This window comes from Elusimicrobiaceae bacterium (assembly GCA_017528825.1).
Lineage (GTDB): Bacteria > Elusimicrobiota > Elusimicrobia > Elusimicrobiales > Elusimicrobiaceae > Avelusimicrobium.
The window spans coordinates 1-13835 of sequence record JAFXOI010000010.1 but is presented as its reverse complement, the minus strand read 5'-3'; the positions used below and the strand labels follow the sequence as shown (position 1 = coordinate 13835).

At 45.1% G+C, this 13835-nt stretch carries 10 protein-coding genes and 1 tRNA gene; 5 read left to right on the top strand and 6 right to left on the bottom strand.

Features of this window, described 5'->3' with window-relative positions; genetic code table 11:
- Positions 1-13 precede the first annotated feature (13 nt).
- The 5 genes from IKN49_02975 to IKN49_02955 all read right to left on the bottom strand — a co-directional run bounded on the left by IKN49_02975 (position 14) and on the right by IKN49_02955 (position 6153).
- Positions 14-1471, bottom strand: a complete 1458-nt coding sequence (locus IKN49_02975; GenBank protein ID MBR3632011.1) for a hypothetical protein — start codon at positions 1469-1471, stop codon at positions 14-16.
- A complete protein-coding gene (locus IKN49_02970; protein MBR3632010.1) occupies positions 1461-3386 on the bottom strand; it encodes a sulfatase-like hydrolase/transferase in 1926 nt (641 codons plus the stop codon). The genes IKN49_02975 and IKN49_02970 overlap by 11 nt, the downstream gene beginning before the upstream one ends.
- A 1-nt stretch (position 3387) precedes the next feature.
- Entirely contained in the window at positions 3388-4593 is a 1206-nt protein-coding gene (locus tag IKN49_02965) for a PD-(D/E)XK nuclease family protein (protein MBR3632009.1), read from the bottom strand.
- Between the two features lie 70 nt (positions 4594-4663).
- A tRNA-Arg gene (locus IKN49_02960) sits at positions 4664-4735 on the bottom strand.
- Positions 4736-4791: 56 nt separating this feature from the next.
- Positions 4792-6153 (bottom strand): MFS transporter, encoded by a 1362-nt coding sequence (locus IKN49_02955; GenBank protein ID MBR3632008.1) that lies wholly within the window; start codon positions 6151-6153, stop codon positions 4792-4794.
- Positions 6154-6272: 119 nt separating this feature from the next.
- Here IKN49_02955 and IKN49_02950 point away from each other — a divergent pair, with 119 nt between their 5' ends.
- From IKN49_02950 to IKN49_02930, 5 genes are all read left to right on the top strand, one after another.
- A complete protein-coding gene (locus IKN49_02950; protein MBR3632007.1) occupies positions 6273-7724 on the top strand; it encodes a monomeric [FeFe] hydrogenase in 1452 nt (483 codons plus the stop codon).
- A gap of 173 nt (positions 7725-7897) precedes the next feature.
- Positions 7898-8380: a prepilin-type N-terminal cleavage/methylation domain-containing protein gene (locus IKN49_02945; protein ID MBR3632006.1), complete on the top strand. Its 483-nt coding sequence runs from the start codon at positions 7898-7900 to the stop codon at positions 8378-8380.
- Between the two features lie 187 nt (positions 8381-8567).
- Positions 8568-9056 carry an NADH-quinone oxidoreductase subunit NuoE gene (gene nuoE / locus IKN49_02940; protein ID MBR3632005.1) on the top strand — a complete coding sequence of 163 codons (489 nt, stop codon included), beginning with the start codon at positions 8568-8570 and terminating at the stop codon, positions 9054-9056.
- On the top strand, positions 9043-10926 hold the full coding sequence (locus IKN49_02935) for an NADH-quinone oxidoreductase subunit NuoF (protein MBR3632004.1): 1884 nt from the start codon (positions 9043-9045) through the stop codon (positions 10924-10926). Before nuoE ends, IKN49_02935 begins: the two co-directional genes overlap by 14 nt.
- 10 nt (positions 10927-10936) lie before the next feature.
- Positions 10937-12673, top strand: a complete 1737-nt coding sequence (locus IKN49_02930) for a [FeFe] hydrogenase, group A (GenBank protein MBR3632003.1) — start codon at positions 10937-10939, stop codon at positions 12671-12673.
- Positions 12674-12784: 111 nt separating this feature from the next.
- Here IKN49_02930 and IKN49_02925 read toward each other — a convergent pair.
- The coding region (locus IKN49_02925; GenBank protein MBR3632002.1) for a hypothetical protein at positions 12785-13835 on the bottom strand (1051 nt) is incomplete at its 5' end.

Here is a 13835-nt window from a genome sequence, read left to right as displayed (position 1 = left end):
CGGGGTTTTTTTATTAAGCCTTAGGATGTTGAAGACTCCACTGCAAAAATGCCTGCCAATGCTGATAGCACTTTTGAGCGGTCGTTGCGTCTATACGAGGTGTAATGGCCGGCAACAGACGATTGGTTTGCCAAGAAGAAATATCCCATGTCAGCTCTTTAGCGGCCAGCATAGCGGCCCCCAGAGCCGTCCCTTCCGTTTCTGCGCAAGGGATAAGCGGGGTTTGAAGAATATCCGCTTGTGCGGTAAGCAAGGAAAGATTTTGCGATAACCCACCGGTCACTTTAATGTTCGTACTCTTTACACCGGACTTAGCAACATAAAATACAATATCTGCCAACAAATATGCCAAAGAACGCACGGCTCCGGCCGCCACATCTGCGCGTGTAGTTTGCGGGAAAAAACCGGCCATTACGACGGAAGAATCAAATTTCCAATAAGGTGCTCCCAATCCGCCCAAAGCCGGCAAAAAATCAATCGGCGCTTTTGCCTGTTGGCATAAGTCATCCAGTTCTTTTACGGAAAAATCAAAACCAATTTTTTGTAGCCAATCCAATAAAGTACCACACGCATTAACAGGACCTTCCAGCAAGTACTCACAAGCGCCCATTGAAGACTCAGTAGCTGCTACTGAAGTTAATAAACCCGCCAATAAATGCAATTTACTGCCGGTATTGTGCATAAAAAAGGCTCCCGTACCATAATTGATACAACTTTCGCCCTTTTTGACTTGCAAAGCAACCAAAGCGGCTTGTTGATCCCCGACACAAACCCGTATAGGAATAGAAGTATCCTGATAAATCCATTCCCCATAATCATCAGCAGTCTTTTTAATTTGGGGCAAGCAATTTTTCGGCACGGAAAAAGCACTCAGCAACTGATCATCCCACGTAAGCGTGTTCATATTAAATAGCAACATACGTTGAGCTAAAGTCGGGTCACACGCAAACACCTTACCGCCCGTCAAATGCCATATCAAATACGAAGCCACCGGCCCAATGCACAAACGCCCCGATTGAGCTGCCTCAGATACAGCTGGAATATGTTGCAAAGCCCACGTAATTTTAGCTGCTGAATAAAAAGGAGTTTTATATAAACCGGTAAGTTGGTGCACTATTTCCTGAGAAATGGTAATTTGCGGCATCAAAGAAGCAGCCCGGCCGTCTTGCCAACTTAATGCAGGCCCTAACGGCTGACCGGTTATACGATCCCAAAAAACGATAGTGGAACGTTGGGTAGCCACGGACAATGCCGCAACGCGACGATTAGTAATTTGAGCACATACCTCACGTAAAACAGCTAATTGATCCGCTAGTAAAGAGGACGCATCTATTTCCGCTAATCCCTCTGCAGGGCGAATAGTTTGCAAGGTACGGGCTGCCTGCGCCACCACACGGCCTGTGCCGTCTATAGCTAAAGCACGGGAAGAAGAACTTCCTTGATCTAAGGTAATAATTATATTATTGTTCATCTTTATACCATGTATTATTTTTAAGTAGCGTGTAGGCTGTTTTATCTAAAGCCAGCAAGGTTTCTTCCGCTTGTTTTTCATCAAAATCCGGAGCTAATTTTTCGACTGATAAAATTTGTTTACGGCTGTGGCGTAACGCTCCTTGTTTTGTAATCAACCCGATATTTACTCCTTCAGATACTAAAGCCACGCGTTGATCCGCATGAGTGTTATCGAACATATTGCGCCCAAAAGCCGTATAAGGCACGTCTAAACCGACTAAATCATATAAAGTGGGAACAATATCTAATTGAGAAACCACATAATCGATGGTACGCGGTTCGAATATTTTAGGAGCGTAAAATACCAATGGAATGCGGAATTTATTATACAGGGAATCTGAATCCGGTCCGCCGGAAGTATGATCCGAGACAAACACGAAAATCGTATTATCAAACCATCCTTCTTCTTGGGCTCTTTTTAACAATTCACCGATGGACCAATCTGCAAAATAGAGCGTATTCTTAAATTGATCGTCCCATGTTTTGCCCTTATATTTATCAAATTGCGGTAACGTGCGAGCAAACGGAGAATGTGTAATGCCCGTAAATACCATCCCCATCACTTGCTTAGGCAAATGTGTCTTGACTTGGTCCGCCCCGAACATCAATCCATCGTAGTCATAGCCAAACGGAGCGCGATCGATATAAGGCAGGAGCTCTTTCATATCTTCCCAACCGTAACTACCTTGCACTCCTAAATAAGAAGCCAAAGAACACAATCGGTATGAATCTCGGTGTGAAGTTTGGGCAAAGAACGGATACCATCCTTTCTCAGCCAAAACACCGGGGAAACGGAAAAAACTAGATAATTCTAACCCATAGCCAAACATCGGTAGTCCCGGCACCAAAGGCACACTGGCCAAAACACCGGCAAAACCAAAAATACTGCGCAACCCTACCGCATAGGCATTGGTAAAATTCACACCGTTCTTTACAATTTCATCAAATACGGGCGTTACCCCAAAATGATTTCCCGATAGAGAATCCACATAATAGGGATGCCATCCTTCTAACAATACGATAAAGATATTAATGTCTTGGGCTTTAGAAGGTTTTACTGGACGGCGCATCAACGGGTACGTCGGATCTTCTACTTTTTCATTAGCTCCGATAAATTGTTGTTGTGCAATGGAAAATGCTTTTTCTACCGGAAAATCATTCTGAATATCTACGCTTCCCTTTCGTCCGACTTGATAAGCGGTAAAAACGCCATTTAACGTAAGTGCCGCCGCCGCAGGGGAAGGAGCATATTGGTAAACATCTGCAATGCCGATTGGTTTGCCGGTGCCCAAATGGCCTCGAATGCCCAACAAAATAAAGAGAATGCATGCTCCTAATTTGAGCAATTCTCCTTTTGCATAATACGGATCAAAAATATAACGATATTTAAAAACTTTATGCACCCAAATACCGGCTAAAATAAACAAAACAAACAAAATGAGCAAAGGTAACAGCGCTTTTGTCAAAGCAAAGTGTATTACAAATCCCCAGTCGGCAGAAACTTGCAAAATCTCTTCTGCAATATGTCGTTTTACGTATGGAAAATAAATTAAATCTGCGATTAAGAAACCGCTCATTACAATAAGCTCTGTGATTAGAAACAACACGCAGTACTTCACATAACGCACCGAATTGACCGGCAAATTCAACAGCAAAATAACCGGTCCCATAAACAAGGCCACCATGCTTAAGTCAAAGCGCATCCCATTCAAAAAGGCACTCCAAATAGCGGACGTTGTCAAGGAAGAGAAAGTGGAATGATACAAAACATATAAAATCAAACGAAACGCCGAGAATAGTATCATCGCCAACAAGATAAAGATTATCGAAAGTTTTAAGCGAAAATCAGTTCTTTTAGGTTTTTTAATCCACATATTAGTCTGCCTCGGTAATGTGAAGTTCTTTATTTTCCTGCTCAGTGGCCAAAGCACGCAACTCATTTTTCATTTCATCAGATAGCGTTGGGTCCGTCAACAAAGCCGCAATGGTACTTTGGGTAGGCACTAAGGTTTTGCCCAACAAATGCAAGCGGCGCAACAGCTCTATCGTTTTTGCTTTATCTGCAAAGACCAACTGTTTTTGTCGCGCAAGTTCCGCATGAAAATGCGTGGTAAAATGCTGTTGAAATTGTAATTTTTCCATGAGTGCAATTACATCGGCGCGTAACTTTTTTTCTTCCTGAAAAAGATTCCCCAAACGATCTACTTTTTCCGTTAATACTTCCTCATCCGTTTTAGGGGCTGCTTGCGGAGCAGTAGAAGGGGGGAAAATTTTCGCACTTAAACCCGCGGCTCCATCATATTCTTTTCCGGTAAATACTGGGCAAATGTTACGATAATCGCACCAACGACATTTGTTCTCATCCGGAGCAGGCGCAAACTTGCCCTCCCGAATAGAATCCGCCACGCCCAGTACCCGTTGCCAAAATTCGTAAAGAGATTTATCATCACTGCGCTCGAAGGTCATTTCTTGCAAAGTGGGCAAGTGATAAAAACTCATCTGTTCCACCCGCACTTGTTTTACGGAGGGTTCTAATGTCTGCACCAGTTGCAGCACCATCGGGCTACTCTCGGCCACCTTTTGGTACATCATGAGTTGATCCGGCTCCCGCTGAACAGTTTTACCGGTTTTATAATCCAAAATTTTAATTTTTCCGTCACCCAGATAATCAATACGGTCCAAAATACTGATTAAATTCAAACCGTCCATTTCTAAGGTGCTTTTCATTTCCACAGATAGAGGGTGTTGAAACGTGGCGGCGTGTTTATCATAATAAGCCCGCAAAATACGGCAACCCTCTTCAAATCCCAACGCTTCTTTTTCCATGGAAGCATACCCCTTTTGGTCAAAAGAAGTACTATCCCAATGTTTTTTGAAAAATGCTAATGCTTGTGCTTGAGAGGGGAAAGTGGCATGTTTGGGATCATAAATATACTCCATTACTTCATGCAAGGCAGACCCAAAAGCAAAATAATACTTAGGCTGTTCGGGCAGCATATGCACGTAACGGAATTTGTATTTCTGCGGGCATTCTTTATACATGCCCATTTTGGAATAGGAAAAAGAGAGATTTTTGGCCATAATACTCCCAACGCATTGAACTATTCTTATTGTAGCATTTGTATGAGGCAGAAACACAGAACAATAAAAATACCCCCATACAGAATCGAACTGTAATCCCCTGCTTAGAAGGCAGGTGCTCTATCCATTGAGCTATGGGGGCATTGCCTATATATTTTACAAAAAAAGAGACTAACTTACAAAAACGACTTGCATTTCTTAAGAAACCTTGGGGCGGTTTTCAAGCCATTTCTTAGTCAGTAACAACCCCACGGGAGTAATACACGCAATACATCCGTAAATCAGCCACATGGTACCGGCATTTTGCGGGCCGGTTTTTGGGATAAAATGAGCCAGCATGGTACCGGAATATAAACCGGTGGTGAACTTAGCCATAAACCACGGCAAATTAGCCAGCCCCATATACGCGCCCACTTGTCCGGCCGGAGCCAAATCGGCTACATATTCGTATAAGCGCGAAGACCAAGCCGCTTCCCCCAAAGACCAGATAATCACATAAGCAATCAACATGGCCAGCGTGGTGTGCGAACCAATTAATAAGAAAGTGGTTGCGGCAGAAATGCTGGTACCGATGAGCAACATGGTGAACACACTTACTTTGCGCGTGAACATGGCAATCAACGGCACAAAGATTACGATAATGAAAGGATTAATTCCGTTAATCCACTCAAATTTTGCAGCTACCGTATCGGGAAAAACGCGGAACACATAATCCGGTATCGTTAAAAATTGATGCGCAAAAAGCGTTTGTACCGGCAACAAAATAAACACGAACCACATCAGGCGCGCATCCCGAAACGGCATTTCTTTCAAACGCTGTTTCCATGTTTTCTTTTGATTGGATTCTTCGTCGACCACTGCTACGCGGCACTCTTTTTCCACCTTCTTGGTAAATAAAGTTAAATGGAGCAACAGTAACACACCGGTGATAGCGGTACAGGTTAAAAACACACCCATAATGCCCCAACCTAAGCCGTGTATATTACCAATAAATTTTTCATCCGTACGGATGAAGGGGGAAATAAAATTTTCACACACAATACCCAAGTTCATAATGGCATAAATAAAACTAAAGGCAATAGCAGAAACTTTAGGATTGGTGTACTCCTTAGCACCGGCATATAAGGCAGGTTGTAAAATGCCGGATCCCATCGCCATAATCACCAGCGATGCCCAAGACATGACATAGCCTACCTGAGGCATCCCCATACCGGACGGTACCGCAGAAAATCCAAGCAATACCCGCCCCACCAATAAAAATGTTAACGCAATGCCTAGTGCACGGCGTACCCCGTATTTATCCGATACAAATCCGCCGCCGAACATAAACAGGGTCACTAATCCGGTGAAGGTGGACACACTCATGCCCGTCATAGCATCGCTCATGCCCACACTACCACCCAAAAAAAGCGTCAGCAAAGTTAAAATACCAAAATAGGCAATCCCGTCTCCAAAGTTGACTAAATTTACCAACCAAAAAGCACGGGAGGAAGAAAAAATAATCTTCAGTTCTTGTTTCAAAGAAGTTTTGGCTTCTGTTTGTTTTTCTGTTTTTTCCATATTAATTATTATATGTTTTTCGGCAATCTTTCGTAAGATTTCATTTTATTTGTCACACATTTCCTTTATAAGTGATAAGTGATTGCTATTTTTTATTTAGAATATGCTAGAATAAGGGTATGAACTTAGACAATAAAGCTATTTATTTTCGACGCATGGCCTTGCGCAAAATTGTTGAGGCCTTTGATAAAAACACCTTGGAAAGTGATGCTTATCGCATCCCTTACGAAGTTATTCCGCAAGATGCCAAATCATCTGTGCGTTGTTGTATTTATAAAGAACGCGCGGTATTCCGCTCACGCACATTAGCCGCTTTGGGAATGAGCGTGGAAGAGGATGATGAAGCCACCTCGCTGAATGATTACGCCCAAAAGGCTTTGCAACGTACGCAAGTACCGCCGCAAACGTTGACCGTTATGGATATTGCCTGCCGCGGTTGCCATAAGGCCCGTCATATCGTCACGGAGGCCTGCCAAGGTTGTTTGGCGCGCCCGTGTCAACAATCCTGCAAATTTGGTGCTATTACCTTTATGGATGGCCGCTCTTTTATCAATCCGGACAAATGTAAAAACTGTGGTATGTGCAAAGCGGCCTGCCCGTATAATGCCATTACCTTTATTCCCGTACCCTGTGAGCAAGCATGCCCCGTCAATGCCATTCATAAAGGGGAAAATGGCCTGGCGCAAATTGATTTTGACAAATGTATTTCCTGTGGGCATTGTATGGAAGCCTGCCCGTTTGGTGCCATTATGGAGCGCAGCCAACTGATTGATATTCTCTCTCAAATCAAAAAGGGTGCTCCGGTTTGCGCGATGATTGCTCCTTCTATCGTTGGACAATTTGACTGCACATTACCTCAACTGATTACTGCGATTAAAAAAGCAGGATTTCCAAAAGTAACCGAAGTGGCATTGGGTGCCGATATCACCACCGCCAACGAAGCGCGCGAATTGGTAGAACGCCTGGAAAACGGTGCACGTTTTATGACCACTTCTTGTTGTGCCGCGTGGGTACAAGCAGTTAAAAAACACTTGCCGGCTTTGAAAGAATTTGTCTCTCATACCAAAACCCCGGCATCCTATACGGCTGATATTGAGAAGAAAAAAGGCAGTGTAACGGTATTTGTCGGTCCCTGCGTATCTAAACGTGCCGAAGGCATGGAAGATCCCAACATTGACTATGTCATGACTTATGAAGAATTAGGCGCGATGTTTGATGCAAAAGGCATTGTTCCGGCCGAGTGCGAAGAAGCAGAGTTGGACCCGTCTATTTCCGGCGAAGCGCGCTATTACGGTGTAACCGGCGGCGTGGCACAAGCGGTGGAAAATGCCATCGCCGGCAAAAAAGCTTTTAAGAAAATGGCCATTAATGGACTGGATAAAAAGATAATTCCTCTCTTAAACGCTTATGCCAAAGGAGCGGGGGATTTCCAACTGCTTGAAGTAATGAACTGCAAGGGCGGCTGTATCGGTGGCCCGTGCACACTCAAACAGCAGGCACAAGTTATCCAGCCGATTAAGGACTTAGTAGCCAAAAGCCCTAAAGTTCCTTGTGCTTTAGATGAAAAATAAGTGGTACTTTTTATTTTACCCCGTCTCTTCGAACAGACGGGGTATTTTTATGGAAATTTTTTCTTATCATAGGCACTTGAAACTGTAAAAAAGCTGTTGCATTTTCCTTTTTCTTTGTTATAATATTAAGGAGTACTAGATGTACTACTTTACTTAAGTAAAAGGAGATTACTATGAAGAAAGGTTTCACCTTGATTGAATTGCTGGTAGTGGTACTCATTATCGGCATTTTGTCCGCCATTGCATTGCCGCAATATACTACGGCAGTGGAAAAGGCCCGCGCTACTGAAGCGTTGACGTTGATTGGCACCTTGCGCTTGTCTGCCGAACGTGCTCGTTTGCAAACTGGTTCTTGGCCGGCTACTTTTGAAGAATTGGATATCCAAGCTCCTGCCGCCTTGGAATCTGACAAAAAATCCTTCAAAACCAAGAACTTTTTAATCAGTGGAGCCACTTCTGGCACTAATTACGTTATTACTGCTCAACGCTATACGAGTGCTGGTACAGCAGCTACCGGTAATTTAGGTTACACAATCACGGGTACTACTGGAGCTGACGGCACCTATACTCGCTCTTGCGCCAAGAATGACAAAGGCACTGATGATGCCACCAAGACCTGCAACGCTATCTCTAGCGGTAAAAACAGTGGTTTCTAATCACTGATAGGTTTTCAAAACCGCCCCTTACCGGGGCGGTTTTTTTTTGTGTATGCTTAGCCACTATAAGCAAGAATTTCAGTTATCCGCTCTTTCATACCCGTCTATTTTTTTGTTATAATACAAGAGGAGGGATAAACTACTTATCCCATTCTTATTTGCAAGTTACCTATAATAAGGAGAAATCATGACTGACCGTTTCGCTCCGGCCGCTAAAATCTTGAAAGATAACGGCTACGACAGCGCAAAGCTTATTCCCATCTTGCAACAAGTGCAAGATCATTATTCGTATCTTCCCGAAGATATCATGCGTTATATCGCAAACGAACTGGAAATTTCGCCCGCCCGCGTGTTTGGCGTGGCGACATTTTTTGCCCACTTTGCTATTACGCCCAAAGGCAAACACATTGTGCGTGTCTGTAACGGTACCGCTTGCCATGTAAAAGGCTCCGATAATATTATCGGTATGGTACGCCAAGCCCTCAACCTCAAAGACGGGCAAGACACCACCGAAGACGGTTTGTTCACCCTTGAATGTGTATCTTGTTTAGGCGCTTGCGGACTGGCCCCTGTGATGGTAATGGACGAAACCGTCCACGGCCAAGTCACGCCCGCCAAGGCTGCCGAAATTATTGCTGAAATCAGAAAACAGGAGGCCGCTCATGCCGACAAGTGATATTGAAAAAATTGCCAAAGATTATAACACCGCTTACAAAAATATTACCAAACGTGTCGTAATCTGCGGCGGTACCGGTTGTATTGCCGGCGGCTCTTTGAAAGTATATGAAGCTTTCCAAGCCGAAATGAAAAAACGCAACATTGAATTTTGCTTACAAATTACCAAAGGTTGCCGTGAAAATTATTTAAGTTTAAGCGGTTGCCGCGGATTTTGTGCCATGGGTCCCTTGGTAAGTGTGGGAGAAACTTTTTATACCAAAGTAAAACCGGAAGATGTGGCGGAAATTGTCGAGAAAACCTTGCTCAAAGACGAAGTAATTGACCGTTTGCTCTATCACAATCCGGCTACCGGCACCACTTCCAAAACGGTTGCCGAAATTCCGTTCTACGCCAAACAAGAACGTATCTTGTTACATGATTGCGGACGCATTAATCCCGAAGACATTAATGAATATATCGCCCATGGTGGTTATGCACAAGCCAAACGCGTCTATTTGGAAATGACCCCGGAACAAGTCTGCAAAGAAATGACTGAATCGGGTCTGCGCGGCCGCGGCGGTGCGGGTTTCCCGACGGGCAAGAAATGGGAATTTGCCCGCATTGAACCCGAAGGCAAAAAATATGTCATTTGTAATGCTGACGAAGGCGACCCCGGTGCTTTTATGGATCGCTCCGTTATGGAAGGCAACCCCAACGCAGTATTAGAAGGTATGATGATTGCCGCACGCGCTATCGGCGCTGATGAAGGGTACGTCTATGTACGTATGGAATATCCGTTAGCGATTAAACGTATCCGCAAAGCCATTGAACAAGCCGAAGAAAAAGGCCTTTTGGGCGAAAACATTTTCGGCAGCGGACTTAATTTCAAAATTCACGTCATGGAAGGCGCAGGCGCTTTCGTGTGCGGTGAAGAAACCGCGCTGATTGCTTCTGTAGAAGGTAAACGCGGTATGCCGCGTGTCAAACCGCCCTTCCCGGCCCACAGCGGTTTATTTGGTAAACCGACCGTTATTAATAACGTAGAAACCTTGGCCACCGTTGCCAAAGTGTTTGAAATGGGTGCCAAAGAATTTAAGAAAATCGGTACACTTTCCAGCCCGGGTACCAAAACCTTTGCCGTCACCGGACATATTGCCAATACCGGTCTAGTAGAAGTGCCGATGGGCACCACCTTACGTCAAGTCATTAACGACGTGGCCGGCGGTACTACCGAAGATAACGGTAAAGTCAATGTAGACGCTTTCAAAGCGGCCCAAATCGGCGGTCCTTCCGGCGGTTGTTTAACCGAAGAACATTTGGACTTACCGCTCGATTATGACTCCTTAAAAGCGGCCGGTGCCATGGTCGGTTCCGGTGGTTTGGTGGTCATGAATAAACATACTTGTATGGTTAATGTGGCCCGCTTCTTCTTGGAATTTACCAAACGCGAATCTTGCGGGAAATGTGTTCCTTGCCGCGAAGGTACGGAACAGATGCTCTCCATGCTCACCGACATCGTGGAAGGACGCGGTACGTTAAAAACCTTGGAAAACTTGGAAGATTTGGCCAAAGCCATTCAAAAAGCTTCCTTGTGCGCCTTGGGTAAAACCGCTCCCAACCCGGTACTTTCTACCTTAAAATACTTTAAGGATGAGTACATTGCTCACGTCGTAGAAAAACGCTGCCCGGCCGGTGTATGTAAGGCCTTGGCACGCTATGAAATCGACGCGACCAAATGTAAAGGTTGCGGTATGTGTAAACGCGCTTGCCCCGTACAAGCCATTAGCGGCACACCGGGCAAACCCCATCAAATTGACCCGCAGAAATGTATTAAATGCGGTAGCTGTAAAGCCACCTGCAAATTTGGCGCAGTCAATGTGGGTGCATAGGAGTTAATATATGGAAAAGAAAGAATTTGTTACCATTGAAGGAAAACAAGTACCTATAGAAGGGGAACGTAATTTATTAGAATTAATCCGCAAGGCCAATTTTAATATCGTTACCTTCTGCTATCACCCGGAACTGGCCGTATATGGCGCGTGCCGCCTGTGCTTAGTAGAAGTGGAAGGGATGGGCATTGTGGCCTCTTGTACCGTAGCTCCGCGCGACGGTATGAAAGTGCGCGTTAACAGCGACGAAATCCGCCGCTTACGCCGCATTAACCTGGAATTGTTATTGTCTTCCGGTAATCACAACTGCACGCTCTGCTCCAAATCCGGCAACTGCAAATTGCAGAAACTCGCCAAAGATATGGACGTGACGGAAATCCGCTTCAAATCCAAAAAGATTGACAGCCACAAAGATGCTACTTCCCCGGCTCTCGTGCGCGACCATAGCAAATGTATTTTGTGCGGTAACTGCGTACGCATCTGCAACGAAGTACAAGGCATTGGCGCCATTGATTTTGCATTCCGCGGTTTCCGCTCCAAAATTGCCACCGCCTTTAATAAAGAATTAGGAGAAAGCAAAGAATGTGTATCCTGCGGTCAATGTGCCCGCGTCTGCCCGACCGGTGCTTTGATGCCCAATTCTAACGAAATTGAAAAGGTATTTAAAGCCATCAATGACCCCAAGAAAAAAGTAGCCGTACACATTGCTCCGGCGGTACGTGTGGGTTTAGGCGAAATTTTCGGCTTGCCGCAAGGTAAAAACGTGGACGGAAAAATTGCCGCTGCCTTGCGCATGCTCGGTTTTGATTACGTCTATGATACCGCTTTCTCGGCCGATTTGACCATCGTGGAAGAAGCCACCGAATTTTTGGGCCGCTTCACCAAAGGCGTCAACTTGCCGCAGCTGACCAGCTGCTGCCCGGCGTGGGTCAATTATGTAGAAAAATATGCCCCGGAATTCTTGCCCAATTTATCTACGGCACGCTCTCCGATGCAAATGATGGGCCCCGTCATCAAGGCCGATTTTGAAGAACGCGGCGGCAAACGCGAAGACTTAGTTGTCGTGGCCATTATGCCTTGCTCGGCTAAAAAATACGAAGCCACCCGCGAAGAATTCTCCGTCAACGGCAACCCGGATACCGATTATGTGGTCACGACCGTAGGGTTGGCCCGCATGATTAAAGAAGCCGGCATTGACTTTGCCAACTTGGAAAACGAATGGTTTGATATGCCGTTCGGTACCAAGACAGGCGCCGGGGTAATTTTCGGTGCTTCCGGCGGTGTAATGGAAGCGGCGCTGCGCTTTGCGGTAGCGGAACTCGACCCCGAACACGCCCACAGCGTCAAATTTACTAATTTGCGCGAAAGCAGCACTTTTAAGGAACAAACCCTTACTATCGGCGATAAGCAAATCCGTGTCGCCGTAGTCAGCGGGCTTAAAAATGCACGCAAACTATTAGACGATATTAAAGCCGGCAAGAATAAATATGACTTTATTGAAGTGATGTCTTGCCAAGGCGGCTGTGTGGCCGGAGCCGGTCAACCGCAATTTGACGGTTGGGCCCCGCGCAAACGCCGCGCCGAAGGCTTGTATCAAGAAGACACCGAACTGGCCTATAAGTCGCAAGACAACAGCGGTGTAATGGCTCTGTATGGCAAAGTGTTTGATAAAGTAGGTGGCAAACGCGCACACCAACTCTTACACACGCACTACACGGACCGCAAGGACCGCACCGGTCAGAAATAAGGTTTCGGTCTTGCCAACTTTATGCAAAACAGCCCGCTGAAAAGCGGGCTGTTTTTTATTATTGGAAGCACTGTCCCAGTTACACTGGAATGATGTTTATTGCAGCACTTTTTATTCAAAATACTGTGCGTATTGTGCTCTGACAGAGGAACAGCGTTCGGCAGAACAAGTTGGTGCATTGCCACAATAATCGCCGCAACAACAAGAAGTATCATTATAAGAAACATGACCAGTCTTCGAAGTGTCACATCGGCTTCCCTCAATATTTGCATAACAAACAGAACCGTTTGTAAGGGTACTTTTCCAACAAGCTGAGCTATCCGCATTGGTTACACAAACTCCTCCGTTAAAAGTACTATTAGATCCACAATACTTTCCTGTAGCATTACAAATAATGGCACCAGATACCTGCTGGGCACTATTACAGGCAGCGGAATCAACATTTGCATAACTAACACAAACACCGCCTGCTTGAATAGCTTTTAATTCCTTACAACCCGCACCACCTTGGGGAACTTCACAAATTCCTCCATTTTCTATAGTAGATTGGTGACAAGCAGCAGCTACCTCCCCTACACATTTTCCGCCTTGTTTAATAGTAGAGCCTTGACATTGATATTGTTGGGCAGCATCACGTGTTGTTTGGCAAATCCCGCCTGCCTCTATGATACTATAATCACACCCGAAATTTTTCGTTGCCACACAGGCTATTTCCTCACTAAGTGTCTGGCTCTTTGTATCGGTATAGCCGCACTGATCTGCTTGCCCTGATATGACATCCACACCAAGGGCTTGGCAACGAGAAGCGGTATCTTTGTAACACTTTGTCTTGCTGGTACTCCACGATTTACTGGCAAAGCCACAAGTGGTTTGATCAATTTCCTGGTCTAAAAGATAACCTGTATATCCGTTAGCTGACGTTAACTCTTGCCCTTGTAACAAACCACCGCATAGCCGGTTTGCTCTCTCATCTCCGGTAAGTGCCTCACAATGTAATTGTCCGGCAAATTTCGGATTATCATCTAAGTAACTGGCTAGGCGTACATTGGGCAGTTTGCTATTCGTTACTCTGATTACATTGGGGTCAGATGTATTATTAGGAGTAATTAAATTAAATGTTAAATCATTGTTTTCCATTGTTACGTCTAAATTAGCCATGGTG